The sequence below is a fragment of the Christiangramia sediminis genome, assembly GCF_020552705.1.
GTDB lineage: Bacteria > Bacteroidota > Bacteroidia > Flavobacteriales > Flavobacteriaceae > Christiangramia > Christiangramia sediminis.
Map to the genome: position 1 here is coordinate 594,699 of NZ_JAJBZG010000002.1, position 23,956 is coordinate 618,654.

The 23,956-nt window shown below is 34.8% G+C and carries 22 protein-coding genes and 1 other RNA gene; 10 read left to right on the forward strand and 13 right to left on the reverse strand.

The genetic code is table 11. The annotated features are described in order from the left end of the window. Positions 1 to 23: 23 nt before the first annotated feature. Positions 24 to 428, forward strand: a complete 405-nt coding sequence (locus LGQ90_RS07085) for a ribosomal maturation YjgA family protein (RefSeq protein ID WP_229339581.1) — start codon at positions 24 to 26, stop codon at positions 426 to 428. On the opposite strand, the gene LGQ90_RS07090 is transcribed toward LGQ90_RS07085, so the two are convergent. Continuing rightward, on the reverse strand, positions 401 to 1,609 hold the full coding sequence (locus LGQ90_RS07090) for an NAD(P)-dependent oxidoreductase (protein ID WP_229339582.1): 1,209 nt from the start codon (positions 1,607 to 1,609) through the stop codon (positions 401 to 403). The genes LGQ90_RS07085 and LGQ90_RS07090 overlap by 28 nt on opposite strands. Positions 1,610 to 1,957: 348 nt before the next feature. On the opposite strand from LGQ90_RS07090, the gene ssrA reads away from it, so the two are divergent. Beyond that, positions 1,958 to 2,357, forward strand: a transfer-messenger RNA (tmRNA) gene (gene ssrA, locus LGQ90_RS07095). A 297-nt stretch (positions 2,358 to 2,654) separates the two neighbouring features. Here ssrA and LGQ90_RS07100 read toward each other — a convergent pair. Continuing rightward, positions 2,655 to 3,857 (reverse strand): proline dehydrogenase family protein, encoded by a 1,203-nt coding sequence (locus LGQ90_RS07100; protein WP_229339584.1) that lies wholly within the window; start codon positions 3,855 to 3,857, stop codon positions 2,655 to 2,657. A 465-nt stretch (positions 3,858 to 4,322) separates the two neighbouring features. Here LGQ90_RS07100 and LGQ90_RS07105 point away from each other — a divergent pair, with 465 nt between their 5' ends. Both LGQ90_RS07105 and LGQ90_RS07110 read left to right on the forward strand, forming a co-directional pair. Continuing rightward, positions 4,323 to 4,772 (forward strand): pyridoxamine 5'-phosphate oxidase family protein, encoded by a 450-nt coding sequence (locus LGQ90_RS07105; protein WP_229339586.1) that lies wholly within the window; start codon positions 4,323 to 4,325, stop codon positions 4,770 to 4,772. A gap of 101 nt (positions 4,773 to 4,873) precedes the next feature. Then, positions 4,874 to 5,260, forward strand: coding sequence for a DUF302 domain-containing protein (locus tag LGQ90_RS07110; RefSeq protein WP_229339588.1), 387 nt, complete (start codon positions 4,874 to 4,876; stop codon positions 5,258 to 5,260). 96 nt (positions 5,261 to 5,356) lie between these two features. On the opposite strand, the gene LGQ90_RS07115 is transcribed toward LGQ90_RS07110, so the two are convergent. The 4 genes from LGQ90_RS07115 to LGQ90_RS07130 all read right to left on the reverse strand — a co-directional run bounded on the left by LGQ90_RS07115 (position 5,357) and on the right by LGQ90_RS07130 (position 8,701). Next, positions 5,357 to 5,803, reverse strand: a complete 447-nt coding sequence (locus tag LGQ90_RS07115) for a hypothetical protein (protein ID WP_229339590.1) — start codon at positions 5,801 to 5,803, stop codon at positions 5,357 to 5,359. Positions 5,804 to 5,862: 59 nt separating this feature from the next. Further along, positions 5,863 to 6,312, reverse strand: coding sequence for an Hsp20/alpha crystallin family protein (locus LGQ90_RS07120; RefSeq protein ID WP_229339592.1), 450 nt, complete (start codon positions 6,310 to 6,312; stop codon positions 5,863 to 5,865). Positions 6,313 to 6,608: 296 nt separating this feature from the next. Next, a complete protein-coding gene (locus LGQ90_RS07125; protein WP_229339594.1) occupies positions 6,609 to 7,460 on the reverse strand; it encodes a universal stress protein in 852 nt (283 codons plus the stop codon). A gap of 185 nt (positions 7,461 to 7,645) precedes the next feature. Then, positions 7,646 to 8,701: a response regulator gene (locus LGQ90_RS07130; RefSeq protein WP_229339596.1), complete on the reverse strand. Its 1,056-nt coding sequence runs from the start codon at positions 8,699 to 8,701 to the stop codon at positions 7,646 to 7,648. A 232-nt stretch (positions 8,702 to 8,933) separates the two neighbouring features. Here LGQ90_RS07130 and LGQ90_RS07135 point away from each other — a divergent pair, with 232 nt between their 5' ends. Then, positions 8,934 to 9,806 carry an RsiV family protein gene (locus tag LGQ90_RS07135; RefSeq protein ID WP_229339598.1) on the forward strand — a complete coding sequence of 291 codons (873 nt, stop codon included), beginning with the start codon at positions 8,934 to 8,936 and terminating at the stop codon, positions 9,804 to 9,806. 37 nt (positions 9,807 to 9,843) lie between these two features. On the opposite strand, the gene LGQ90_RS07140 is transcribed toward LGQ90_RS07135, so the two are convergent. From LGQ90_RS07140 to LGQ90_RS07150, 3 genes are all read right to left on the reverse strand, one after another. Next, the gene (locus LGQ90_RS07140) at positions 9,844 to 12,501 is read right to left on the reverse strand and encodes a cation-translocating P-type ATPase (RefSeq protein WP_229339600.1); all 2,658 of its coding nucleotides are present in this window, start codon (positions 12,499 to 12,501) and stop codon (positions 9,844 to 9,846) included. An 82-nt stretch (positions 12,502 to 12,583) separates the two neighbouring features. Beyond that, complete coding sequence (locus LGQ90_RS07145; protein ID WP_229339602.1) at positions 12,584 to 13,438, reverse strand: universal stress protein; 855 nt, start codon at positions 13,436 to 13,438, stop codon at positions 12,584 to 12,586. A 9-nt stretch (positions 13,439 to 13,447) separates the two neighbouring features. Next, entirely contained in the window at positions 13,448 to 14,296 is an 849-nt protein-coding gene (locus LGQ90_RS07150; RefSeq protein ID WP_229339604.1) for a universal stress protein, read from the reverse strand. 434 nt (positions 14,297 to 14,730) lie between these two features. On the opposite strand from LGQ90_RS07150, the gene LGQ90_RS07155 reads away from it, so the two are divergent. The 3 genes from LGQ90_RS07155 (at position 14,731) to LGQ90_RS07165 (ending at position 16,710) form a co-directional block, all read left to right on the forward strand. Further along, complete coding sequence (locus LGQ90_RS07155; protein ID WP_229339606.1) at positions 14,731 to 15,147, forward strand: hypothetical protein; 417 nt, start codon at positions 14,731 to 14,733, stop codon at positions 15,145 to 15,147. Between the two features lie 62 nt (positions 15,148 to 15,209). After that, on the forward strand, positions 15,210 to 15,971 hold the full coding sequence (locus LGQ90_RS07160; RefSeq protein ID WP_229339608.1) for an SDR family NAD(P)-dependent oxidoreductase: 762 nt from the start codon (positions 15,210 to 15,212) through the stop codon (positions 15,969 to 15,971). 64 nt (positions 15,972 to 16,035) lie between these two features. Beyond that, the gene (locus tag LGQ90_RS07165; RefSeq protein ID WP_229339610.1) at positions 16,036 to 16,710 is read left to right on the forward strand and encodes a peroxiredoxin; all 675 of its coding nucleotides are present in this window, start codon (positions 16,036 to 16,038) and stop codon (positions 16,708 to 16,710) included. Between the two features lie 46 nt (positions 16,711 to 16,756). On the opposite strand, the gene LGQ90_RS07170 is transcribed toward LGQ90_RS07165, so the two are convergent. Then, complete coding sequence (locus tag LGQ90_RS07170) at positions 16,757 to 17,608, reverse strand: universal stress protein (protein WP_229339612.1); 852 nt, start codon at positions 17,606 to 17,608, stop codon at positions 16,757 to 16,759. Positions 17,609 to 18,094: 486 nt separating this feature from the next. On the opposite strand from LGQ90_RS07170, the gene LGQ90_RS07175 reads away from it, so the two are divergent. After that, positions 18,095 to 18,967, forward strand: a complete 873-nt coding sequence (locus tag LGQ90_RS07175; protein ID WP_229339614.1) for a universal stress protein — start codon at positions 18,095 to 18,097, stop codon at positions 18,965 to 18,967. 99 nt (positions 18,968 to 19,066) lie between these two features. Here LGQ90_RS07175 and ppsA read toward each other — a convergent pair whose 3' ends face one another. Both ppsA and LGQ90_RS07185 read right to left on the reverse strand, forming a co-directional pair. After that, positions 19,067 to 21,445, reverse strand: coding sequence for a phosphoenolpyruvate synthase (gene ppsA, locus LGQ90_RS07180; protein WP_229339616.1), 2,379 nt, complete (start codon positions 21,443 to 21,445; stop codon positions 19,067 to 19,069). Between the two features lie 12 nt (positions 21,446 to 21,457). Continuing rightward, complete coding sequence (locus tag LGQ90_RS07185) at positions 21,458 to 21,847, reverse strand: hypothetical protein (RefSeq protein ID WP_229339618.1); 390 nt, start codon at positions 21,845 to 21,847, stop codon at positions 21,458 to 21,460. A gap of 314 nt (positions 21,848 to 22,161) precedes the next feature. On the opposite strand from LGQ90_RS07185, the gene LGQ90_RS07190 reads away from it, so the two are divergent. Beyond that, the gene (locus LGQ90_RS07190; protein ID WP_229339620.1) at positions 22,162 to 22,965 is read left to right on the forward strand and encodes a patatin-like phospholipase family protein; all 804 of its coding nucleotides are present in this window, start codon (positions 22,162 to 22,164) and stop codon (positions 22,963 to 22,965) included. Between the two features lie 4 nt (positions 22,966 to 22,969). On the opposite strand, the gene LGQ90_RS07195 is transcribed toward LGQ90_RS07190, so the two are convergent. Beyond that, positions 22,970 to 23,953 carry an MlaD family protein gene (locus LGQ90_RS07195; protein WP_229339622.1) on the reverse strand — a complete coding sequence of 328 codons (984 nt, stop codon included), beginning with the start codon at positions 23,951 to 23,953 and terminating at the stop codon, positions 22,970 to 22,972. Between the last annotated feature and the right edge of the window lie 3 nt (positions 23,954 to 23,956).

Below are 23,956 nucleotides of genomic sequence, written 5' to 3' on the forward strand. Positions count from 1 at the left end.
TTTAGAGTAATTAGATTTAGCAAGTGACCATTCTTATACGAAACCGTAAGCAAAACTATCTTTTAGGATTTCTGGGATTATTTATCCTGGAGACTTTTATCGCCATGTATGTAAAAGACGATTTTATAAGACCATACCTGGGAGATTTCCTGGTGGTGATCCTACTCTACTGTTTCCTGATGGCAATTTCCAAGATTTCAGTCTTAAAAGGACTTTTTGTGGTATTGTTATTCTCCTTTGCCGTGGAATTCTTTCAGCTGATCAATATCGTAAAAGTGTTACAATACCAGCCGCCGAAAATGGTCATGATCGTGCTGGGCAGCAGTTTTTCAGTTTGGGACCTGCTGGCTTACAGCCTTGGATTGGCTACTTGTTTTCTCTTAGAATACCACCGAAATTTTTATACAGAAATTTCTACAAAATCCTGAAGATAGGAATATAAAGGCGTAAGCTTTCCATCTTTAGTCATTCTGGCTCTGCCTAAAATTCCATCCTTATCATCATTAAAAAAGGCAGGAATTACATTTTCCAGGAACATTTCTCCAAAACCTTCGCTGGCATCTTTAGGCAGTTCACAGGGCAGGTTATCTACTGCCATAATAGTTATAGCCCTGGATTCCCGGAAATCTATTTCTGTTCCTGTCTGCGGATCATAGCCATAAAATGGCTCGGCTATGGTTGAAGGACGAATGGTGCTCGCCACAGGACCGGCTATATCACAGGAAATATCGGCTACATATTTTATTCGGAAATCTCTGTCTTTTATATCCTCTGAAGAATAAAAGACCGGCGCTCCCTGACCGTAAAAATGCCCGGCAATAAATACATCGCTGGTTTTGGCAAATTTCATGAAATCTGATTTGTAATTTTCAGGAACTTTATAAAATTCTTTGCGGCTTCCCTCGGCGCCATCTTTACGTTTAGCATAATCCAGTACGTCTATGAGACAAAATACCGGTTCATCAAATTCATTTTCGAGGTAAGTTTCAGGTTTCACCTGTTTCATCTTAAGATGATCCAGGATCTCTTTAGCGCCACGGGCTACTTTACCACTGCCGGTGAGAACAAATTTATAATTAGGAAGTTCAATCTTATCGAGTTCGGCGAACATAGACTTAAGATCTGGCAGGTTTTCTGCTTTGGGAAGTTCAAATCGTTTTTCTTTTATCCCTATGGAACGAATGCCATTGTAAGCTCCAACCAGTCCGGCATATCTTCCAAAACCTATCAGCCGGGCGTTATTTCTATTTGTTACCACCTCATGATCATAAAGTTCAATATTCCGTGTCAGGATTTCCCGAAGCAGATCACGATTATATGGCTGTTTTTTGATGGTATGGGAGAAGAAAAAGTACTTTTTGTCAGGTATCAAATTTGGAATAGGAACTTCTTTCACCCCTAATAATACCTCGCAATCGCTAACATCTTCAGAAACTTCAAAACCTGCATCGTGATATTCCTGATCGCTAAATATTCTGATATCAGAACTTTCCACTTTAAATGAAGCTTCCGGAAACCGGGATACCACTTTTTTTAGCATTTGTGGAGAAAAGACTACTCTTCTATCTGGCGGAGTTTTTCGTTCTTTTATCAGGGCGAATTTTATCATATATGGTATAGCTTTTGTACAAATTAGAAGTGTCTCAAAGATATAAATAAAAAAATTCCAAAAAATTTTTTTACCCCTCACCCGGAACTACAAATAATAGTTCCGACCTCTCCCCAGGTAGAGGTGAAATAGGAAAATATTAGACAGGGTAAGCTAATTGTTATTGAATTGAGTATCTTTGCTGGCCCGACTGGAAACACTGGTTGGTTTATTTTGAAAGTTTTGCGTTAGGGATTGCAGCGGATAGCTTTTTGTGAGGTAACGAACAAAAACTATGAGCGGAAAGCCCGACCGACGAGCGTAAGCGAAGTGGGAACGCCCAAATGATCAAAAAAGTTCTTTACATATGGGGTCGACTTGGTTTTGACAGCGAGTCTAATTGAGTTGTAAGCACGTAGAGCGCCGGGATATAGCTCTTAAATCTCATGTTTCACACTTTTTTAAACGGCGAGAATAACTACGCCTTGGCTGCGTAACCGAATTACAGTAGGTTATACTTAGTCCCTGCAAGGCAGGGAGCCGAGATGTCTCGTGGAGGCCTTGATTTACGGCATCCACACCAGAGGCACCGATAAAGTAAATATAGGGAGCCCAGGGCCTTGATGGGTTTCCGAAACTTAATTGAGGATACGTGTAAAGTTGGTGGTTTTCGGCCGGCTTTGCATCGACAATCAAGTGAAAACTAAACGTGTAGAAAGCATCTGAATTGCTTGTTTGGACGAGGGTTCGAACCCCTCCGACTCCACTTTTTGAGTACTAAACTCAATCAAAAACCCCGAAATCCTAGGATTTACGGGGTTTTTCATTTTTAAGGATGTCGTTTAATATCAAATTAAACCGCATTTTTGATTACAAAACCGGCGACCAATTTTTCATTCAAAAATTACACATAAACCGGCTTAAAATACTTGTATATCAGTTATTAACAATAATATAAAAGTTTTATATCGCATGTGCTTTTTAGCACTTTGAAGGTGAATTTTAAGACTGCAAAGGGTTCAATTTTATATCGATCCCATCTAATTCAGCATGAGTAATGAAAAGATTACGCTACTATTTGCTCTTTATTTTGAATCCCTTCTTTACGGCGATTGATCTCCCCATTTAATAACGTAAGTTCACGGCTGGTTTGTCCTTTCACTGAAGAATTTTCTTCCGCTCTTCTTAGTAGATATGGAACCACGTCCGTGACAGGTCCAAATGGAACAAGCTTAGCTGTATTATAACCTTTACTCGCCAAATTGTAGCTAATTTGATCACTCATTCCGTATAACTGACTAAACCACACTCTCTGATCGTTTTTTGCAATATTCTGATCTTCCATAATTTGTAAAGCAAGATAATTGCTCATTTCATTATGGGTCCCGATAAATATTGAAATATCATTAAGATGATCCAGACAATAAGCCATCACACTATTAAAGTTGACATCGGTGGCTTCTTTATTAATACAAATAGGCGATTTTTTACCGAATTTATGTGCTCTTTTATTCTCTTTCTCCATGTAAGCACCACGTACTACCTTTGCCCCGATCTTAAAATTATCTTTTTTGGCGGTTTTATGAAGTTCTTTTAGATAATCTAACCGATCCCAGCGATAACATTGAAATGTATTAAAGATAAGTGCTTTTTCTTTATTGTATTTCCGCATCATTTCTTCCATGAGATCATCGGCAGCATCCTGCATCCAGCTTTCTTCAGCGTCAGCATACAGTCTGACATCGAATTTTTTTGCCTCTTTACAAAGCCCCTCAACCCTATCTTTGACACGCTCCCATTCTGCACTTTCATCCTTAGAAAGACTTACATGACTGCTCACTTTATTCCATATTTCAAAACGGCCTAAAGCTGTTGGTTTAAAGATGGCGAAAGGCACTTCCGATTCTTCCTGAGCAAAAGCAATAAGTTCTTTTTTCACCTTAAAAGCCGAATCGAATTCATCTTCATTCACCTTTCCTTCTACAGAATAATCCAGAATGCTTGAAAGATTTACATCATCCATTTCCCTAATAATGGGCTTGCAGTCGTCGATACTGGTCCCTCCACAAAATTGATCAAAAATGGTATTTTTAATCAGTGGCTGAACCGGAAGTTTAGCTTTCAGGGCAAATTTTGTAAGAGCTATTCCCGGTTTGATCAGGAAAGGTTTTCCCATCACACTAAAAAGTAAAACCGCACGCTTTAGTTCCAGATCAGATTTTAATCGAAAGGCCGTTGCTGTATCGTTGAAAATTTTTTGCTTTATCATTCGGCGAACATACTCAACATTGATCCCGAATAAAAGCAGCTTATAGAAACCTTAACCAGAATCAGGCTGGTTTGCCCCATTGAGTTAAAAATGCTTTGCTTAGTGATATAATGAAATATTAAAATCATTTAATTTTTAATATTATTTTAAGGTTTTTTATTTCAAGGTTCTCTTAAAACCTTCAATGTTAGGTCGCATCATACCTTTTGCATGCTCATATTAGATACAACATTTGAGTAATAATTAATAAAAAAAGAAGAATCCAGTATAAAACAAACATCTTTCAAATTTGTCTTAGTAAAAATGATGTTTAATAAAATTCCCGCAATTTTTAATTCAACTGACCAATATCATATCTATTCCCGTAAAAAGGATTTAGATTGGTATTCCCAAATACATACATGACATAATAACTTATTACCGGCGAATTAATAAATCGTTTAATTATTTTCTAAATAGGATGTCATGAAAGATTTAACCCATAAAGAATGTCTCGATCTTCTTACTCGTAATTATATTGGTCGTATTTCATTTATTTCTAAAGGAAATCCTGAAATCATTCCCATAACTTATTATTACAATCCAGAGAAGAATAGCATTATTAGCTATTCTGGGGAAGGTTCTAAAATTACTGCTATGCGAAAGAATAATTCGGTTAGTTTTCAGGTTGACGAAATTTCTGATCTGGATAAATGGAAATCGGTACTTGTATATGGCAAGTATGAAGAGTTAAGCGGAATAGATGCAAAACACGTTTTGCGTTTATTTTCTGAAGGGGTAAAAAACCTACTTCAAAAAAAAGAGAAGAACAACGCAAATTTTATCAGTGAATTTTCCAGCAAGATTGACAGTGAGGGTACACCTGTAGTTTACCGTATTAATATTTCAAATATTACTGGAAGACAAAGGGTTTAAATCAAATTCCAAAAACTACTTAAAAAACAAGTAGTTTTTGGATGAATAATGTCCCTTAAAATTCATTATACTAAATCAATTCTTATTATAAAATTATACTTATGGAATATTATTTTTCTAAAACAGTGAATAAAAGTTTTGAAAACGTTGTGGCTAAAGTCACAAAAGAACTGGAGTCAGAAGGCTTTGGGGTTTTAACTGAAATCGACGTTACCGCTACCTTAAAGAAAAAACTGGATGTTAATTTTAAAAAATATCTAATTCTGGGTGCGTGCAATGCACCTTATGCACATAAAGCATTGCAGGCAGAAGATAAGATTGGCACCATGCTGCCTTGCAATATTATAGTACAGGAACTGGAAAAAGATAAAATTGAGATAGCAGCGGTAAATCCAAAGGCTTCCATGCAGGCTGTAAAAAACAAGGATTTGGAAAAGATCGCTACAGAGATTGGAGAAAAATTACAAAAAGTAATAAATAGGGTCTAAATCGTTTATTGAAAACTTAATTAAGCCCCTTAAAATGATTTTGAAGAAAACAGAAGCTTAATTCTATGAACTAAATTGATTGGATCGCTTCTGCAATTATTTACTCAAGAATCTTCCTTGTTTATTCTTTTTTATCATTTCTTTTATAAGAGAAAACAGCTGACGTTTCAGGATTTTCAATTGAATAGTATATTCTTCAGCTTCGTAAAGTAATTTATAGTGCTGAGCCTTATAGGCTTCCTTTTCATATTCCACCTCTGTCTCATCCAGTAAGTCCTTCAAATTATTTCTATGAGCCTGGAGTCCTTTTAAAAGGAGCGCTATGTTTTTCTGTAATTTCAATAAGTCATTCGCTATTTGTTTGGCTGTATCTAATTTTTTATCAGAAATTATATTTAAAGTATGCTCTTTAAGCAAATCACTCAAAAACATTATTTCATCCATTGTAAATTCAATTTCCGAAATTGTCTTTATACTATTTTCATGAAGTGTTATGGGATCACTCCATTCAATAAATTTTAAGAAAGGTTCTTTAATTTTCATGATTTTTAAGTTTTAAAAAACACAGAGCAAGTATTAATTTACAAGCTCTGTGCTAGGTTTTAAACTTCCTCTATATCAATTAGCTTTTTGGGTATTGCTTTTGAAGGTTCCATTTTACTGAGTTGCAGCTTTAACACCCCATTCTTGTACGATGCTTTAACTTCCTGATCCCGATTCACATTTTTTGGAATTTGCAATCTTCGATCAAAGGAGTTATAACTAAATTCTCTTCGAGTGTAATCCTCTTTATTTTCTTCATCTTCCAGACTTTTTTCTGCGGAAATATGAAGAATATCATTCTCTAAAGAAACTTCGATGTCTTTTTTTGAGAAACCGGGAACCGCCAATTCTATTTCAAAATTGGCCTCATTTTCTTTAACATTCATCGCAGGCAAATCACCCCCTCTACCAAAGAAGTCATCTGTGAAAAAATCATTGGTATTTAACCAATTGGAAATCTCACCGTCAAACCACGGCCTTCTGTTTTTTCTAAATTTTACTAACGACATAATATTTATATTTAAGGTTTAACTTTAATCTTCATTCATAATTAGTGTTACAAAGCCTATATTTAAAGGTTTGAACTAAACCAAATTGACTTCTCAAATTATTCAGAACTAAGTTAAATTTACGATAGGTATAGTATTAATTCCATGATATTTATCAGTCCGAAAAAAAAATTCTAAAGGATAATTTTTACTAACTAATCATTGTCCCTTCTGTAAGTTTCAAAGGTACTTCGTGGAAAACTCACCTATACGTGCGATGGTTTTGATATTACCTAAATTTGCTGAATGATTACACCTTAGTTTCTTAGATCATGCATTACCAGCACAGGTATTTTTGAATAGTGCCCCAGATATTTCACCATCGGGTATGAGAAAACCGAACTAAAGAAGGCGTGCTTTTTATTAATAAAAGTAATCATCTCACTACCCCTTGTCTGCACAAAATTTTGAAGTCCTATTTGAATATCAATTTTTTCCATCCAGTGAAAGCTATAGTCCAGGCCTTCCAAAATATCTTCCAGTAGTTCTTTATTATTTAATTGGCTCTCACTTAAGGATTTCTTTTGATTAATGTGAAGAATTCTAAGCTTTGAATTAGTGATTCGAACAAATTCATATAAGATATTCAATTCCCTTCTTTTAAAAGGTGTTTTGAAATTTGTGGGAAAGACAATTTCATTTGGCTTTTTAAATATCAAATTATATGGTACAACCAGAACAGGACAATTCCTTATTTTCTCCATCACGTCTATAGTCTTACTACCAAAAACTGTATTTGAGGCATTTGACTTTCCTTTATTGCTTAAAACAATAATTTCAATATCTTTTTGCTCCACTAATTCCCTGATAGCCCCCAACACAGAATTATACATGGAGATGGTATAATAAATATGCTTCTTATTATCTTCCTTTAATATTAATCGGGATAATTCTTTTTCCAGATTTTCCTTTGATTTTGCTTTAGCATCTTCATAATTTTTTTCCCCTGGTTCTGGTACCATCATACTATCGGTCGTATAAAACTTGCTTTCAAAAGCATTTAAAATATAGAATTCACATTCTTCATTTTTAAATAAAGTGCGTGCATAGTTCATTGCATTCCACGAATTCATTGAAAAATCTGTGGGTAATAAAATTTTCTTTTTCATCACTCATTCATTTAGGATCAAAAAGAAAATTAATCCATAAACAGACCTAACCCAATGATATTTATCACCTTAGCTAACACCCTATATCTAAGGGCTATGGAATTTAAATCCTTAAGATATTGAACAAGTCTTAGTCTTAGCGCTCTATCAATGGTAATTGCGTAGAAAAAATAGCAGAGAGAAACTTAAATATTTATTTGTTTCAATCCGTTTAGGTCTAAGATCTTAATAGAATGTCCTTCAATTTCTATTAAACCATCCTTACGGAAACTCGATAGGGTGCGTATCAAACTTTCAGTGGCTATGCCAGCTGCACTGGCTAGATCTGAGCGGCGAATTTTAAAAGCTTGGGTGGGATTTTTACTAAGAGTGGTAGAAAAATCAATGAGGGTTTGAGCAGTTTTTGAATAAACTGAACTATAAACTAGATGCAATAACTGTTCGTGAACTTCCAAAATATTCTTATTCATAAGGTCCATAAATTCAAAGCAAACATGCTGATTGTTATTCAGTATTTCCTTTAAAATATTCTTTGAAATAGCCGCCAATTCTACAGGTTGTACTACGACAGCCGACTCATGATAAGCATTATTTTCAATAAAAGAAGTCAGGCCCAAAAATTCATCTTTTTTATGTAAGGCAGTTGTAAGCTCTTTCCCAGCCTTATTTATTTTAAAAGATTTCACTACCCCCTTTAAGATTAAATAGATTCTATTGGTGTGTTCTCCCTCACTATATACAAGCTCACTCTCATTATAATTCAAAATTTCGCCACGCATTTCAAAAAAGTTTTTTAGTTCAGATAAATTCCTCACCGAATTTCCGTTCTCAGTGGTGGAATTTCTCTTTTCTGAAAATATTTTCGTGAGACTTTCTGATTTTGTTATTCTACTTTTTATAGCTTTTAGTAAGTCCTCTTCTTCAAAAGGCTTGGTAAGATAATCATCTGCACCCATCTGCATCCCCTTTCTTATGTCAACATACTCTGTTTTAGCCGAAATAAAAATAAAAGGGATATGCGAGGTAGAAAAATCAAGACTCACTGCTTCAAGCACTTCGTACCCGTCAACCTCTGGCATCATAATATCACAAATTATCAAATCTGGTAAAAACTCCTTAACCCCCATTATTCCCTTTCTACCAGTAGAAGCCTTAGCGACCTGGTAACCCTCAAGCTCGAGTAACTCAGCAGTATTATCCAGTAATACCAAATCGTCTTCTATGATAAAAATTTTTTTCATGATCCTCCCCTGTATTTTGAATCAATCCTTGTAGATAGTTAATTATCAAAATTTTCAAGACATTTCCATAGCGTCAGAATAAAATTCATATAGATAAAGAAATTAAGCTCAAAAAAATTCACACATAAATTTAGTGAAAAATAGGCTATTAAATTTATGTCCATAAAATAGTAAACTGATGAAAATCATATAAATAGATCTTTTATTTAGCTAGCTTCATTTCAAATAAAAAATGATGAAAACCCTGTTTATTTTAATGTTGATTTTAAGTTTTTTTTCCTGCCAGGATGACCCAAAAGAATCCAAGTCTTCAGCACCTGATGAGCCATTAGAGTTTGAAACGGAAATTCCCCGGGAAGCTCAGGAAGAATTGGAATTTTTAAAAGAGAATAGCTTAAAATTTAAAGTAGATTCTTTACTTCTTGAAGAAGACGATAGCGATGTTTTAAAAGATCTTATAACCTCTAAATCCTACCTTAAAATTGAAGATTATTATATGTTGAATTTGAAATACCCCCTTTTAAACGAGAATATTAAGAGTTCTTACGCAAACTTTAATGATTATATGACCAGAGAGTTTATAGATTTAAATAAAATGGAGAGCGATATAACTACAAAGAAAGAAGGAAGTGGCGATTCATTGGAAATTATAAAACATCCTGAAATTAGAAGAATAGACTATAAAATATACCAGGTTAATGAGCAGTATATTAGTATACTTTTTTATAAAGAAAATTATTTTTCTGATTATCCGCTGCCATCTTATTCATTTCAAACCTTAAATTATGATCTGGAACATGCAGTATTCATGAAGTATGAAGATTTCTTTTTAAATAATACGGAAGATGAATTTCTATTAATATTAAATGATATTCTTAGAAAGAAAATCAATTCCGGGGAGATATATTATAGTTGCTGGGAAATTTCAAAAGAAGACTTTTATAATTACAAGAATAACTTTGTATTAAATCATAACGGCATTGAGTATTATTTCGACGATTGCATAATGTGTCCCTCCTCCACAGGTATCTTTTCTATTAAAATTCCTTTTGATATTTTGAGATCTATTCTCAGAAAACACAATACAGACCGCATTTTCTCCTGACTGGGTCTACAGCCCATAAAAACTGAAAGATTTCAGTTTAAATTTTCACAAGCCCCAGGCGTTTGACAATTTGTGAAATTAAAAGTGAAAATAGGGCGAACAACACTACTAGTAGAATCTGATTGAAATCTAGAGTAACCAGGGATAGAGTTTCACGTAGAAAGGGAATATAATATCCCATATAGGTTATAAGAATTGAAACTACCAGTGAAATCCAAACCCATGGATTAGAAGTAACCTCATTTTTAAAGAATGAAGTTTTCCAGGAGGGTAAATTGAAGATATTAAACAATTGAGCTAATACCAAAGTGTAAAAAGCCATATTATTTATTGTCAGGCTGGGTAAATTCAATTTGAAATTCGCATAAATTACTATACCTATTACTGCAATTGTAATAGAAAGCCCATAAATAACAGTTGCCAGCCAGTGATCTTTTGTTAGAATCTGCTCTTGCGGATCTCTGGGAGAGTTTAACATGATACCCTTGCTACCTTTTCCCATTCCTAATGCCAGTGCTGGAAAAATATCAGTTACTAAGTTTAAATATAGAATTTGTAAAGGGAGCAGGGGTAATGGTAAATTAGTTAAAGAAGCGGTAGCAACGGAAATAACCTCAGCGAGATTACAGGAAACAAGGAAAATTACGAAATACCGGATATTTTCAAAAATTGCCCGTCCCTGATGTATAGCTAATCTAAGGGCTGTGAATTTATCATCCATTAAAATAACATCGGCCACTTCCTTGGCTGCTTCTGTTCCGCGGATACCCATGGCAATGCCTATATCTGCTTTTTTTAGAGCCGGGGCATCATTCACTCCATCACCTAGCATTCCTACTACTCCCTCATGTTTCTGATAAAAACTGACCAGATCTAGTTTTTGTTTTGGTAACATCCGTGCAAATACAGAAGCATTCAATAAGAGCTTCTCTTGCTTTAGAGTAATTTTTTCAAAGTCGGGATAGTCTGAGCCAAGCACTGTTTTTTCATTGACATTCTCCAACCCTACCAGACCAATTTCCTGGGCTATTTTTAAGGATGTTCCCGGATGATCACCGGTGAGCATTTTTACCTGTATCCCGGCATCTTTATAAATTTTTATTGCTTGTGCGATATCCTGCCTTGGCGGGTCAAGAAATCCTACAATTCCTATCAACACCAATTCCTCCAATAATTTCTCCTGTGCCGGAATATCTGTAGTGTTTCTATAGGCAAAAGCCAATACTCTCAAACCATGAGAAGCCAGATTATCTGCACAGTTATTCCATGCATGAGCATCTGTAAGCTTTTTTTCCCCGCCTGCCACCAATATATATTCACAATACTTCAAAACATTTTCCGGCGCGCCCTTTACACAGGTGATAAATTTTCCATGATCTTCATTCAGCGTTAGCATTAATTTAAGTTCCGCATCAAATGGCATTTCGTTTACTTCAGGATATCCTTCTGCAATAGCATTAGCCTGGTATGAAGTATTGTTTACAAATTCCATTAAAGCCGTATCTATGGCATCGCCATTAGCTTTTGATTTTTTTGGATTTGAATTATTACATAAAACTGCAACTTTTATTAGTTGATCCAGATCGGGTTCATTTTTATGAGTTTTTAGATTTTTTTGATCTATCGGATTTTCCAGATCAATTTTAGAATTTTCAAACACAATGCTTCGAACAGCCATTTTATTTTCGGTAAGGGTTCCCGTTTTGTCTGTACAGATAATATTTGTTTCCCCTAAGGTTTGGACCGATTCCAATCTCTTGATCACAACTTTTTGTTTAGATAATTTAAGCATGCCCCTGGCCAGGGTTATAGTAGCAACCACAGGAAGTCCTTCAGGAATAGCAGCGACAGCCAATGCGATCCCGGTTTTTATCATTAAAACTGGATCATTAGCCGTTAAAAATCCGGTCATTGCTATAAGGACCGCTAAAACCACCGTAAATAATATAAGCCAGTGGGTCAAAGAATTAAGCTTTTTTTCCAGGGGTGTACGCTTCTTTTCAGCTTCCTGGGTCATATAACTAATTTGCCCTATAGCCGTTTCATCCCCCGTAGCTGTTACTACTGCTTTTGCGTTCCCACGGGCAATTATTGTCCCATTAAATATCATATTAATACGTTCTGTAAGACGTGTTTCTAATGGAAGCGTGTCCAGTTTTTTTTCTACCTGTTCACTTTCACCGGTAAGCATAGATTCTTTCAGGGAGAGGCTTTTCTGAGCTATTAATCTTGCGTCGGCAGGGACTACATCCCCCGCCTGCAGTAAAATAATATCTCCGGGGACCAGTGATCGAGAAGCTAAACGTCGTTCTTCTCCATCCCGGATAACAGTAGATTCTGTTTCCACCATTTTTTGAAGGGCGACCAGAGAGCGCATCGCCTGCCATTCCATAAAAAACCCAATTAGTACGGTGATAAAAACCACAAAAAGAATAGCAAAGCCTTCAATAATTTCATTGAATAAGAAAGCAAGTATCATCGCCCCTAACAGGATATAAATAATAGGACTTAAGAACTGCTCGAGAAAAATTTCCCAAACGCTTTTGGCTTTCTTGCGTTTAAGAATATTTTCTCCACATAATTTCAGGCGTTCAGAAGCAAAGCTTGCATTTAAACCCTTTTCAGAATTAGATTGCAAACGTTCTAAGACATTTTTTATAAGAAGCGAATGAGCATCGGGTAACATAGATACCATTATTTGAATTATTAAACCAACATCTGAAAAACCTCACTTTGTAAATATTCTTTAAACTCAATTTACTCCTTATATGTCTAGTCTATTTCTCTGTTTTTATACCAGAAGGGATAACTAAAAATGGAATATTAGTATGATAGACCAACTGATTGATCACAGGTTTAAATAAGATGTTTTCAAAAAATGAATGTTTATTATTTACCATTATGATAAGGTCAATTTCATTGTCTTTTTGAAATTTCTCTATAGCATGTGCTATGTCTTCCCCTTCTGTGATATGTAAAATGGGTTTATTGGGAGCAAAGTAATTCATGATCAATTTCTTATTCCCTATCTGCGCACTATTCTGAGGTTCACCTTCGTAAACATTTAATATATGCAGGTGCCCCTTATATAAATTCTGGAATTCTTTAATTAAATCTAGATCCCTTTCGATGATATTCTTATAGTCTGTGGCAAAAAGAGCTTCGCCAGGAATTTTAAAAGTATACTTAGAAGGCACCGCCAGTACTGGACATTTTACTTTTTTGATAGTATACATGGTATGGGTACCTAGAAAAATTTCCCTGGATCCAGTAGCTCCCTGTGTGCCCATTACTATTAATTCTATTTTTTTTTGTTCTATAACATCTTTAATTTCACTTACCAACACATTAAAGGATACTATAGTTTCAAATTGATGTTTGCTATTTCTAAATTCATCAATTAAATCCTGCTTTAATTTTTTAATGTTTTCTTCAGCATTGTTTTTAATGATATCCATTAATTCCAGTGAGGAAAAACTATTGAGCATTTTTCCGGAATGATAAACAGCTGGTGTATAGGTATGCAACAAATAAAATCGGCATTTTTGATTTTTAAACAATTGAAGAGCATAACGCATAGCATTATGTGCATTCTTAGAAAAATCTGTTGGTAAGAGTATATTTTTCATCATTTAGGGAATTTAGATCCGTTGTAAATTTTGTAGTACTAGAAACGGAATTTGAATCTTTAAGCCAATCTTTTCAATGGAAGAGGTATACAATATATTTTCAAGGTAAGAATGACGTGCATTGGTCATTACCAAAAGATCAATATGCTTATCCTGAACATAGGCATTGACGGTTTCAGTTATATCCTTGCCTGGGACCCTATCGAATTTCACATCAATTCCGGAAGTAAAAGACTCTATAAAATTCTTATTTTCCTTTTGTCTTGATGACAGCTCCTTACTATTAGAAATATATAAGAAGTGTAATCTTGCGGCATAACTTTTAGCGATGCTACAAATAAGTTTAAGTTCCCGGCGCTTGAAAGGAAGTAAAAAATCAGTTGAAAATAATATATTCTGTGGATGCAAACCATGATAACTTTCTGGAACAGCAAGAACGGGACATTTAACATATTTTATAACCTGTAGGGTATTACTCCCAAAGGTTATTTTTTTATCCCCGGTCTTAACCCGGGTTCCCATTATTATCAGATCTACGTCTTCAAGATCGGCATAATCCCTGGTCTCATCCAGGAGTAAACCAAATTTGGCAATACTAGAGATTTTATGTTTTGGATTTGGTGATATTTTTTTTATTTCTTCTTCTATGCCATATAATTTAGTAGTCACCATTTTAGAAATACGTTGTTGTAAGCTTTTTAAAAAATGGGGTTCCATTAGAGGATCTAACTGATAAACTTCAGCTGCATAGGCATGCATGATATAAATTTCACAAATTTCATACTTAAATAGTTCCACCCCTAATTTAGTAGCATTTTCTGCATTCTTTGAAAAATCGGTGGGAATCAATATTTTTCGCATGATGGTAACTTTAAAAGAACTTTAAAATTACATAAGCTTAGGATTTGAAAGTATGATATTGGTCATTCCTGTTATCTTCTTAACCAGAAATTTTAAAAATTTTTCATCATCATTGGTGAATGATTAAAATCTTATTAAAATCACCTAACCCTTTCATTAGGTGCTACAATAATTTGAGACTAATTCATCCCAATAATTACGTACTTAATTTACATCCACATTCCAACTAGAAAAATATTGTTCTGTTAGCCTTTGATATTTTACTAAGCTTAGGATGATATCGCAAACTTGCATACGCTTAAAAGTAGAATTCTCTATAAACTCTTAATAAAAAGGAATGATTTTTTCCTAAAGTAAATCTATTTGATACTAACTGATAAATATCATTTTTCCAGCATTTGAAGTTAATTAAATTTAACTACAATTTACTAATAATGAAACATATAGACCCAGTTCAGAATTTGTTTTATCAGAAGCTAGGAGAATTGTTCTACGCTATTGCGGCGGCTGATAAAGTTGTACGAGAGGAAGAATTCAAAATGCTCAAGGATCTGGTTTTGTCCCGCTGGATAGATATTGATGATTATATAGATTCTTTTGGAACCGACTCTGCTTATCAAATGGAGATCGTGTTTGAGTGGTTTGATTATGAAGGAGTGGACGCTCAGGAATGTTATGAGAGTTTCCGGGAATTTATGCTGGAACATCAGGAGTTATTTACGGAAAAACGGAAAAAATTAATTTTAGAGACAGCAAGCAAAATAGCCCGGGTGTTTTCCGGGATCAACAAGTCTGAACTCGTCATCCTCTCTAAATTGGATGCTTTATTCAAAAAGACTTCCAAGAATTAATTAGCTATAGAGGAGTAAAAATTGACTTACCTCAAATCCTGTATTAATAAAAATGTTATAAGATGAAAAAATTAAAAAATAAGGTTGCCCTTATTACCGGTGGAGCCGGGGGAATAGGTTTAGCTACAGCCAAACTATTTTTGGAAGAAGGCGCCAAAGTAATGCTCGTGGATGTTAACGAAGGTGAACTGAAGAAAATTGAAGAGTCCATAAATTCTAAAGATTTGGCTTATTGCGTGGCTAATGTGGCTACTTCCAAAGATACCAGTACTTACCTAAACACCACACTTCAGAAATTTGGGAAGATTGATATATTTTTTAACAATGCCGGAATTGAAGGGGATTTTCATCCAATTTCTGAATATCCGGAGGAGATGTTTGATAAAGTTATAGCTGTAAATTTAAAAGGAGTTTGGCTAGGCTGCCAGCAGGTGATCCCAAAAATGGAAAATGGGGGTAGTGTAATGATCACCTCTTCTGTTGCCGGTCTCAAAGGATTTAAAGGTTTAGGAGCATATGTCACTTCAAAACACGCCTTAATAGGAATTATGAGAGTAGCAGCTTTAGAGTTTGCAGATCGCCAGATTCGCGTGAACACAATTCATCCCGGGCCTGTGAATAACAGGATGATGCGTTCTATAGAAAAGCAAATTTCACCTAACAACCCCACCGAAGCTGAAAAAGGTTTTGAAGCCAGCATCCCTTTTGGGAGATATGCCGAATCTCAGGAGATTGCTAATATGGCTTTATTCCTGGCCTCCTCAGAAAGTTCATACATTACTGGAACTACGCAGGTAGTTGACGGTGGAATGCTGCTTTTATAACTTAGGATTACAATTTTCAAAAAAATGTTTTTATAAAAAGTTTTAGCTTTTAAATCGTGAAATAATGGAAAACTTAGAAAATAATAACCTAAATATTATGCCCCGTATTGGAGATAATGCCCCAGATTTTGATGCTATGACGACTCACGGGAAAATATATTTTTCAGATTTTGCCAGTGGAAAATGGGTGGTGTTATTCTCCCATCCGGCAGATTTCACTCCGGTTTGTACCACAGAACTTATTGGATTTGCTGAAAAAAAGAAAGAGTTTGAAGCTTTGGAAACAAAACTCATCGGGTTAAGCATAGATAGTATACATTCCCATCTGGCCTGGATCAATAATGTAAAGGAAAAAACAGGGGTATATCTTGATTTTCCTATTATTGCCGATATCGATATGAAGGTTTCTAAACTGTATGGGATGCTGCAACCCAATGAACATGAAACAGAAGCTGTTCGGGCTGTCTTTTTTATAGATCCGTTTTTTAATATACGGTTGATAATGTATTATCCTTTAAATATTGGTAGAAATATGGATGAAATTTTAAGAGTGCTTGAAGCTTTACAAATTTCTGATAAGCATAAGGTGGCCATGCCTTTAAATTGGAAAAGAGGCGATAAAGTAATAGTTCCTCCTCCAAAAAATCTTAAGGAAATGGAAAGCAGGCTTACAGATAATTCGAATGAGAAAGTAGATTTTTATTTAATAAAAAAGGAATTAAAATCGAAACATAATTAACAGTATAAATGCACCCCGATAATTTAATTAAAATAGCAGAATTCAGCTAATTATCATTGCTTCTATCAGAAGTATGAATTTTAAAGGTGAGTACCGGTATTACAAAATGGTTCGCAATTTCTTCACCAACGCTACCAAAAAATTGATATGCAATTCCTTTATGGCCGTGGGTAAGAATTACGATAGCATCTGATCCTGTTTCTCTGGAGAAATTTAAAATCCCTTTTTCCAGAGAGTAATCATTATAATAAACAACTTTGTCCTGAATTCCCATATCTTCCATTCCGGCTTCTTCAAAGAAATTATGAACCCTCGCCCTCATATCGATGGTACTTAGAAAATTCTGAACCAGATTCACATATAACAGGGCTGGCTCACAATTAAAGTTCTTTAGAAAGTTTAAAGCTTCCTTAAATGTTTTAATTCCTTCCAGATCAAAATCAAAAGCGATTACTGCTTTTTTAATATTGAAATCTTTTATCCTTTTTTTAATAACCAAAACCGGGGTCTCTGACCAGCGGATAACTTTTTCTGTATTAGAACCTATAAAAAATTCTTTTATCCCGCTACTACCCTGAGAACCCATCACAATCAAACTTGACTTATATTCTTTCGAGATTTCATTTATTTCCCGAAATAATTTATCGTTCCTTATTGTGACTACTACTGGAATGTTTTTTAAATATTCTTTTTTCAGAAATGATTTAAACCTATCTTTTGCTATTTGCCTATAGTGAGGAGCTTGGTGCTCTTCATTTTTAATAAGTACAGATTCAGACCACCCCAACATATGTAATACTACTATTTTGCTATTTTGCCTTCTGGCAATACTGGCAGCAACCTCCAGGGCATATTCAGAATATTCTGAAAAATCTACAGGAACTAGTATAGTCTTCATGATCTATGGAATTATAAGGATATAATAAATAATTAAACCCCATTAAAATACTCATTATCAAATTACTAAATAAGACTTTAAATTTAATTTATTCTGAATTTAGAAAATATGATAATTATCAAAGCATATTTTAGAATAAGAAGCTTTCAGGGTTTTTGTTCCAAACACTTCCACTTTCATTGAAACTCCTAATCAACTCATTTAAGCGCAACTGATCAATGTCATTTCACTTCTTTATACTCTTACTTAACTTTAAAACATATACGGCTAAGAAACCCAAAATATGGGAAGGTTGTATGTATTAAAGAATTAAAAAGTTTAGAAATTCAGAAAACCTAAATCTCGAATAATTAATCAAAACGTGAATTTCTAGAGGTTTCAAGCTAAGTGTAGGTGAGATATAATTTCGGCTTTGGTTCACTGGAGATTTAGATTAGCCTGGCTTTGGGATTGGACTTAAACCTATCAAAATTTAAATAATGAAACATGAAAAATATACTTCTAGCTACAGATTTTTCTAAGAATGCTTACTGTGCACTCCACTATATCACTAATCTCTTAAGGGAGGAAGAATGTAGATTTTTTATTGCTAATTTTTATGGGGAAAATATCAATCAAAGGATGTATTCCAGGATTGGTGAAGAAAAAAACAAAAAAATAGAGGCATTAAGGATCGAAGCTGAAGAAGCAGCCTTAGAACTTAAGCATCAAATAATTCGAGATAGTCCGTTTAAAAAGCATCACTTTCAAACGATAGTATCCCAAAATAAGCTCATTGAGGGAGTTAAAAACTTAATTGCAGAAAAGAATATCATGCTAATGGTTATGGGCGCGAGAGGTATTTCCAATTTAAAAACCAGGCTATTTGGTACCAGCACTACAAAAGTGGTTGAGAGCTCACTATCCATACCTCTCCTGGTAGTCCCCCGGGAAGTGAATTATAAAATTCCTAAAAAGATTGCATTTGCTTCAGAACTGATACTCCCCTTTTATGACAACAGTTTAGATCTATTGGTGAATATTGCAAGTACTTATAAGTCTAAAATAATTCTGGTCCATATTGGTGAGGAAGATTCATTACTTTCACAACAACGGGAGAATTTGAATAAATTTCAGAATTTAATGCCTAAGAAAGAAATAACCAAAATATGGCTATCCCAGGAGGGCTCCCTGTCCAAAACCATTGCAGATTATGTGAAGCGGTATCAAATAGACCTGCTCACTATGATTTATTATAAACATAATTTTCTGGATAAATTATTTCGTGAAAATATAATGATGAAGATAGATCTACACTCCTCTTTTCCTCTTCTCATTCTCCCCGCTTTCCCACGTTTAATCCCCAAACAGGAAAGTTAGATGCAGTGTAATCAATAAAAAACAGGTATACTAAAATAACCACCTAAGGTATCTTAAACGTGATTTGTATCACACACAATTTTTATTATAAATCATTTTCTAAACTTTTACCTCCCTCTCTGCGATATTCATATTTTTAATTCCTTTAATTAGCGCATCCGGATTATAGGAAATACTGTCTATTCCATTATTAATTAAAAATATTGCAAATTCAGGAAAATCGCTTGGAGCCTGGCCGCATAAACCAATTTTTATCCCAGATTCCTTAGCTTTTTTAATCGCCAGTGCAATCATCTGTTTAACTGCCGGGTCATTTTCATCAAAAATTTCTGCCATAAGCTGGGAATCACGGTCTACTCCCAGCATTAGCTGGGTGAGATCGTTAGATCCAATAGAAAAACCATCAAAAATCTTAGCAAATTCACTGGCAAGGATAATATTGCTGGGGATTTCTATCATCATATAAATCTCAAGATCATTTACTTTTTGTTGTAACCCATAATTTGCCATGATGTCAATTACTTTTTTTCCCTCCTCTAAAGTTCTGCAAAATGGGATCATCACTTTTACATTGAACAATCCCATCTCATCCCTAACTCTTTTTATAGCCTCACATTCAAGTTTAAAACCTTCACTATAAAGTTCACTGTAATATCTTGAAGCTCCTCTAAATCCGAGCATTGGATTTTCTTCTTTTGGTTCAAATTGTTGTCCTCCAATCAGATTTGCATATTCATTCGTTTTAAAATCGCTCATCCTCACAATTACTTCTTTAGGATAAAAAGCTGCCGCAATAGTCCCTATACCCTGGCTAAGTTTATCGATAAAAAAAACTTCCTTGCTAGGATAATTTTTAGTTAGGATTTCAATTTGGTTCTTTGCTGCAGAGTCGAGTAAATCCTGGAATTTAACCAAGGCCATTGGGTGAGCCTTGATCATATGGGTTATTATAAATTCCATGCGTAACAATCCTACCCCATTATTGGGGTAAAATGAAAGTTCAAAAGCTTTATCAGGGTCTGCCAGGATAAATTTGGCTTCTGTTTTGGGTAGATGAAAATCATCAAAATTGATCTTATTTTCCACATAATGAATTTGTCCTTTGTAGACTTTTCCCGTACTACCTTCAGCACAGGAAACAGTTATAGGTTCACCGTTCCTTATGATATTTGTAGCATTATTGGTACCCACCACTGCCGGCACCCCTAACTCCCGGGCCACAATAGCGGCGTGACTGGTCCTGCCGCCACTATTTGTTATGATACCTCCCGCTTTCTTAAGTAAGGGATCCCAATCGGGGCTGGTGTTGTCTGTAACTATAATATCTCCGCTCTCCAATTTATGGGAATCTCTTGGGGAATCCAGAATTCTGGCGGTTCCAATAACAATTTTAGAACCTATCGCACTTCCTGTAACAAGAACTTCTCCCTGTTCTTTTAATTTATATTCTGTAAAAGAGCTGGAAGATTTAGAATGATGCACTGTTTCTGGCCTGGCCTGCGTAATGAAAAGATTTTGGGTGATCCCATCTTTTGCCCATTCAATATCCATAGGTTTATTGTAATGATCTTCAATGGCCAAACACCATTTGGAAAGCTGTAGTACTTCGGCATCTGTTAAAATATACCGGTTTTGTTTTGAGACTTCTGTATTTATATTCGTTATAGAAGAATGTCCATTGGAATCAGCATAAATCATGGTTTTGGCTTTATCCCCCATTTTCTTTTGAATAATTGCATTTTTACCCTGCTTTAGAGTTGGCTTAAAAACATAAAATTCATCTGGATTTACGGTTCCCTGTACAATGTTTTCTCCTAATCCCCAAACTCCCGAAAGATGTATAACCTCTTTAAAACCAGATTCGGGATCTATAGTGAAAGCAATACCGGAGCATCCGGCATCAGACCTTACCATCTTTTGAACCCCTACAGATAATGCTACGCTATCGTGTTTAAAACCCTTATCTTCTCTATATTTTATTGCTCTATCGGTATAAAGTGAAGCAAAGCATTTTTTCACTGCCTCCATTAGGGATACTTCTCCCTTAATATTTAAATAGGTTTCATGCTGCCCTGCAAAACTTGCTGTGGGTAAATCTTCAGCAGTAGCGCTGCTCCTTACGGCAACTTCAATAGGCTCATTGCCACTTAACTCACGATAAAATAATTTTATTTCTTCTGTAAATTTTTCTGAAAAACTGGCAGCCATGATTAGCTTTCTAGCCTCGGAACCTATCTTTTCAAGATTGGAGTACTCTTTTCTATCCAAGTTATTTAAAAGGTTTATCAAAGACTGTCTGATATTGTTTTCTTTTAAAAAAATTCTAAAGGCCTTAGCAGTGGTGGCAAAACCATTGGGAATATGAATTCCCTTGCCCGATAATTCATTATACATTTCTCCCAAAGAAGCATTTTTCCCGCCTACCATCGCTATATCGTGGAGACCTATTTCCTGAAATTTCACAACCAGAGCTTCCATTATTTAAAGTATTTAATATAAAATCAATTGATATCCCATATTCAATAAATACAATCCCAGGATAAATAATAACATGTATAACACCTGTACCAGTTTAATATTTACTTCTAATAAAAAATTAGTGGCCATTTGCTGAAAAGCGAATAATACAATTCCCAGAATTAGAGAAGTCCATCCAATAAGGGTGATTATAATCGTCCAGTTGGATTCCCAGGAATTGTGCAGTAAAATATTGACCAAACCAATTACAGTGGCCAGAAACGAAGCGATAATCACAAACTTCTGGTCTTTAAGATCCTCGAAAATCTGTTTAATTCGGGAAGGTCGTACGCTTAAGGTGGTAAAGAAAATAAGTAGATACCATCCCCAAAATTTCGCTAAAATGATAGATACTTCCATCATGAGTTTTCTTTAATTCATCATCTAATTTAGAATGCATCAACCACATTAGAAATGATATATATCATTCTAAAGTTTGGAGTAAAACTGGAAATTTGATAAAATAAGAAGATATGATTGAGCTGAAGTAAATGTTGAAAATCATACTTACAGATGTTTACCGTTATGAATTTCAATTCATTTTAGATAGATGTTGAAGCTAGGTTCTACAATGATCTTTTATAGGAAAAACATCAATACTCAAATTAATTCTCAGAAAATCCGTATTTTAAAATTAGCTGAAATAGCTTGGGATTTTAATGCAATAAAAGATTTATATGAATATAGGTTTGGTGTTATCTGGTGGTGGGGCGCGCGGAGTAGCGCAAATTGGCTTTATAAAAGCTTTGGAGGAATACGGGATCAATATCACCCATATTTCTGGAACCAGTGCGGGTGCTATCATTGGAGCTATGTATGCTTCCGGCGCTTCATGGGAAAGAATTCTTGGGTTCTTTAAATCGGTGCCTATTTTTCACTATAAACGTTATGCCCGTAATAAACCGGGATTTATAGATACAGCAAAATTTCACCAGGAGTTCTTAAAATTTTTCACAGAAGATAATTTCAGTATCCTGCAAAAAAAACTCTATGTAAACACCACTAATTTAATAGATGGAAATTTAAGGATCTTTGAAACCGGAGAGCTCATTAATCCCTTATTAGCATCTGCATCCATCCCGGGTATATTTACTCCCGTTCAATTTAAGAAAGGTTTATTTGCCGATGGCGGTATTGTAAATAATTTCCCCGTGGAACCATTACAAGCCAGTTGTGACAAAATTATCGGGGGTTACGTGAATCCGTTGAAAAACATTCATCCAAATGGTTTAAAGCATTCCTATCAGGTTATTACCCGGGCATATCAAATTAGCCTGGATCATCAATGTCTTTCAAAATTCAAATACTGTGATATCATGTTTTGTCCAGGCGAACTCGAAAACTATGGAATATTCAGCTTAAAAACCATGGATAAAATTTTTAACATAGGCTATATGGAAGCTAAAAAAGTATTGGAAGAAAAAGCTCCTCTTTTTATTGAAAATACTGAAAAGATCAAAAATAGTATCGCCAAAGAATAAGCTTCTAATTTTTTTGAGCCTCTCTATTCTTTTGTCGCTCCAGTTTTCTAAAATATCCACGAAAGAAAAAATTGTGTTTCAATGCTTCCATATTTTCGTTGAGCTTTATTGAGGACTCTTTAAAATTAATCATGGTCGTATCTATATTCTCAACTAATTCCCTGTTCTGAGTGAAATAATTTAAAGCTCCTTCTCCTTCTTTAATTTCCTTTATCATTGCGTTTACATTCTTTGTAATACCAGAAATTTCGTGACTGGAAGAGTCAAGACTTATAATTATTTTTTCCAGACGATTCCGGGCCAGCGTATCACTCAATAAAGTACCGGCAATACTTTCATTGAAATCAATGTTAGCCAGTTCTCTGTTTATTTTTTGCATTGCCAGGGTGGTTTGTTCACTTGTTTCTTTTAGATTATTTAGAATTAGTTTTATATCCTGTGCAAGAATAGTATCACTAACCAAAACTCCTAAAGTTCCCTTTGCTTCCAGTATTTTATTAGTGATCTTAAGGAGATCTGAGGTAAGCAACGCAGCATTTTCATTGGTTTGATTCAGAGTGGACAGCATATCGTCGGCACCTATTCTACTATAGGTTTCTATGGTATCACCAGGAATGACGGACTTTAAATTTTCTTTTCCAGGTAAAATGTTTACCACCATGCTTCCCACCAAACCATCTGAGCCTATCGTGGCAATGGCATCTTTTTTAATAAACTTACCTGTAGATTCTTCCACCACCATTTGAACCAGGATTCTGGATTCGGCCAACATTTCAATTTTACTAACCGTTCCTACATTGATCCCCGAATATCTAACATTATTACCAATTTGTAATCCATTTACATTTTCAAATTGGGCATAAATAGAAATGTTTTTAGTGAATAAATGCTGCCTGTTTCCAATAAAGAAAAGAGCTGATATAAGTATGAGTGTTCCGAGGATCACGAAAACACCAAGTTTTATTTTTTGTGAGGTTGTTGTTGCCATGAG

What these genes read in the sequence shown, in the direction of transcription:
- LGQ90_RS07130 (WP_229339596.1), bottom strand. Translation starts at nt 8,701, where the DNA reads ATGAAAAAAATTTTTATCATAGAAGACGATTTGGTATTACTGGATAAT.
- LGQ90_RS07135 (WP_229339598.1), top strand. Translation starts at nt 8,934, where the DNA reads ATGATGAAAACCCTGTTTATTTTAATGTTGATTTTAAGTTTTTTTTCC.
- LGQ90_RS07115 (WP_229339590.1), bottom strand. Translation starts at nt 5,803, where the DNA reads ATGAAAATTAAAGAACCTTTCTTAAAATTTATTGAATGGAGTGATCCC.
- LGQ90_RS07185 (WP_229339618.1), bottom strand. Translation starts at nt 21,847, where the DNA reads ATGATGGAAGTATCTATCATTTTAGCGAAATTTTGGGGATGGTATCTA.
- LGQ90_RS07140 (WP_229339600.1), bottom strand. Translation starts at nt 12,501, where the DNA reads ATGGTATCTATGTTACCCGATGCTCATTCGCTTCTTATAAAAAATGTC.
- LGQ90_RS07110 (WP_229339588.1), top strand. Translation starts at nt 4,874, where the DNA reads ATGGAATATTATTTTTCTAAAACAGTGAATAAAAGTTTTGAAAACGTT.
- LGQ90_RS07100 (WP_229339584.1), bottom strand. Translation starts at nt 3,857, where the DNA reads ATGATAAAGCAAAAAATTTTCAACGATACAGCAACGGCCTTTCGATTA.
- LGQ90_RS07150 (WP_229339604.1), bottom strand. Translation starts at nt 14,296, where the DNA reads ATGCGAAAAATATTGATTCCCACCGATTTTTCAAAGAATGCAGAAAAT.
- LGQ90_RS07120 (WP_229339592.1), bottom strand. Translation starts at nt 6,312, where the DNA reads ATGTCGTTAGTAAAATTTAGAAAAAACAGAAGGCCGTGGTTTGACGGT.
- LGQ90_RS07170 (WP_229339612.1), bottom strand. Translation starts at nt 17,608, where the DNA reads ATGAAGACTATACTAGTTCCTGTAGATTTTTCAGAATATTCTGAATAT.
- LGQ90_RS07195 (WP_229339622.1), bottom strand. Translation starts at nt 23,953, where the DNA reads ATGGCAACAACAACCTCACAAAAAATAAAACTTGGTGTTTTCGTGATC.
- LGQ90_RS07090 (WP_229339582.1), bottom strand. Translation starts at nt 1,609, where the DNA reads ATGATAAAATTCGCCCTGATAAAAGAACGAAAAACTCCGCCAGATAGA.
- LGQ90_RS07190 (WP_229339620.1), top strand. Translation starts at nt 22,162, where the DNA reads ATGAATATAGGTTTGGTGTTATCTGGTGGTGGGGCGCGCGGAGTAGCG.
- LGQ90_RS07175 (WP_229339614.1), top strand. Translation starts at nt 18,095, where the DNA reads ATGAAAAATATACTTCTAGCTACAGATTTTTCTAAGAATGCTTACTGT.
- LGQ90_RS07165 (WP_229339610.1), top strand. Translation starts at nt 16,036, where the DNA reads ATGGAAAACTTAGAAAATAATAACCTAAATATTATGCCCCGTATTGGA.
- LGQ90_RS07155 (WP_229339606.1), top strand. Translation starts at nt 14,731, where the DNA reads ATGAAACATATAGACCCAGTTCAGAATTTGTTTTATCAGAAGCTAGGA.
- LGQ90_RS07105 (WP_229339586.1), top strand. Translation starts at nt 4,323, where the DNA reads ATGAAAGATTTAACCCATAAAGAATGTCTCGATCTTCTTACTCGTAAT.
- LGQ90_RS07145 (WP_229339602.1), bottom strand. Translation starts at nt 13,438, where the DNA reads ATGATGAAAAATATACTCTTACCAACAGATTTTTCTAAGAATGCACAT.
- LGQ90_RS07125 (WP_229339594.1), bottom strand. Translation starts at nt 7,460, where the DNA reads ATGAAAAAGAAAATTTTATTACCCACAGATTTTTCAATGAATTCGTGG.
- LGQ90_RS07160 (WP_229339608.1), top strand. Translation starts at nt 15,210, where the DNA reads ATGAAAAAATTAAAAAATAAGGTTGCCCTTATTACCGGTGGAGCCGGG.
- ppsA (WP_229339616.1), bottom strand. Translation starts at nt 21,445, where the DNA reads ATGGAAGCTCTGGTTGTGAAATTTCAGGAAATAGGTCTCCACGATATA.